The organism is Rhodococcus sp. ENV425, assembly GCF_002887785.1.
Classification (GTDB): Bacteria; Actinomycetota; Actinomycetes; order Mycobacteriales; family Mycobacteriaceae; genus Rhodococcus; species Rhodococcus aetherivorans.
Genome location: NZ_PCZU01000282.1, coordinates 39,159 through 41,186, shown reverse-complemented (window position 1 = coordinate 41,186; position 2,028 = coordinate 39,159). Strand labels below are relative to the sequence as shown.

2 protein-coding genes and 1 pseudogene are annotated in these 2,028 nt (G+C 74.5%); 2 read left to right on the top strand and 1 reads right to left on the bottom strand.

Annotated features, from left to right (window positions below):
• A partial coding sequence (locus tag CQZ88_RS26595) for a hypothetical protein (protein WP_258008810.1) occupies window positions 1–568 on the bottom strand: 568 nt, incomplete at its 3' end.
• Between the two features lie 104 nt (window positions 569–672).
• On the opposite strand from CQZ88_RS26595, the gene CQZ88_RS26590 reads away from it, so the two are divergent.
• Window positions 673–1,893: a sensor histidine kinase gene (locus CQZ88_RS26590; protein WP_374703842.1), complete on the top strand. Its 1,221-nt coding sequence runs from the start codon at window positions 673–675 to the stop codon at window positions 1,891–1,893.
• A gap of 9 nt (window positions 1,894–1,902) precedes the next feature.
• Window positions 1,903–2,028, top strand: a pseudogene (locus CQZ88_RS31945) (DNA-binding response regulator); the annotation flags it as partial.

The window sequence follows — 2,028 nt, the reverse complement described above, 5'->3', positions numbered from 1 at the left end:
GCGCCGCCGCGGCCAACGTCCACACCACGGCCGCGTACGGCAGCGGTGACTCGGGAACCGGTGCCGCGTCGCGTTGCCGCCACGAATTGAACCGCACGGCAATCGACGCCACATCCGCGGTGAGGACGCACCAGCCGTCGCCGGGAGCCGCCGTGCGGCACGCCTCGTGCAGGTGCCGGCTCAGCCGGGCGTCCAGGCCGCGCCGCGCCTGCGGACCCGGTTCGTGTCCCACCGACCGGGCGTATCGCAGCAGGTCGTAGCCGAGATCGTGTTCACGGCAGGGTGTTTCGAAGAACTTCGGCAGGGGGACGGGGGAGGAGCAGCCCCCGAGGGGATCCACCAGGATCCCGTCCTCGGTGACCGGGCGGTAGTGCATCGCCGGCTCGAAGCCGGCCGGGAAGACCTCGAGCGCCGCCGCGGTGTCGCCGTCGGACAGCGCCGCCACCGCCGCCGCCGTGGCGCCCCCGTGCGGCCTCGGCTCCCCCTCCGGACCAGCCTGCGCCCCAACGGTTCCCAGGAACAGCGCCGCGGCCGTACCCACCATCACTGTCGTCGCTCGTCTGCGCATGGCACGGACGTTAGGAACGACGGGGACCGCCGCGGATCCCACGCCGGAGCGGTCCGGCCGCGGCCGTCTGCCCCCACGGAGCCAGGCGCATCTCACCCCCTGGTATGACGACAGTGCGGGCGTCCCGTGCCTACCGTGGTGCCGTGCGCTGGACGAGAGAACGCGGCCGAGGCCGCTGGTGGACGATCGCGATCGTGGCGGCGACGCTGATCCTGTACGCGGTCGCGTGGCCCACGTTGCACCTCACCCACGAGGTGCCCGCACCGCTGATGCCCGTCGTCGCGGCGCTCGCGGCCGGGCCGTTCGTGGCGATCCGGACCGATCCCGCCCTCGGGTGGGCGGTTTCGGCCGGGGCCGCGCTGGCGATCCCGCGCGCCTTCGACCTCGTCCCCGGCTACGACTACCCCTGGCAGGTGGTGCACATCCTCGTGCTGTGCGCGCTGCTCGTCGCGGTGAGCATGCGCGCGTCCCTGCAGATCGCCGGGCTCGTGTGGGCGGCCACGGTGGTGCTGTTCTTCACCCGCGTGCCGGGGCAGAACGGCTGGGGCTGGGCGCTCGGCCTGACCGCGATGGCGGTGTTCGGCCTGCTCGTGCGGTGGCTCGTGCTCTCCCGGCGGCAGCTGGCCCGGCAGGAGGAGGTCAGCGAACTCGAGCGGGCCCGCCGCGCGATCCTCGAGGAGAAGGCCCGCATCGCCCGCGACCTGCACGACATCGTCGCGCACCACATGTCCCTCGTCGTGGTGCAGGCGCAGAGCGCCCCGTACCGCCTGCCCGAGGTTCCCGAACCGGTGCGCGCGGAGTTCGAATCCATCGGGGCGACCGCCCGCGAGGCGCTCAACGAGGTGCGCGGCATGCTCGGCGTGCTCCGGAGCGACAACCTCGCCGACGTCAGCGACGGCGACGGCGACGGCGAACGGGCGCAGGCTCCCCAGCCCGGCCTCGACCGGCTCGGCGACCTGTTCGAGGGCGCGCGGCGCGCCGGGATGGTCCTGTCCACCGCGACGGACGGTGACCCGGCGGGTGTCTCCGACGCCACCGCGCTCACGGTGTACCGCATCCTGCAGGAGTCGCTCGCCAACGCCGCCCGCCACGCCTCCGGGGCACCGGTCCAGGTCGGCGTGGCGTACGGACCGGACGAGGTGAGCGTGACCGTGCGCAACGGCCCCGGGCGCGCGGAGCCCGGACCCGGGGACCGCGGCGGCGGGAACGGCATCCGCGGCATGGTCGACCGGGCGCTGGCGGTCGGAGGGCGGCTCGTGGCCCATCCCGTCCCGGGCGGTGGATTCGAGGTGCGAGCGCAGCTGCCGCGCGTCCCGGCGGCCTAGGCTGAGGCCGTGACGGACCCGAGCGCAGCCGCGACCCCCATCACCGTGTTGATCGCCGACGACCAGGCCATGGTGCGGCAGGGCTTCGGCGCCCTGCTCGCCGCCCAACCCGACATCAGCGTGGTCGGCGACGCC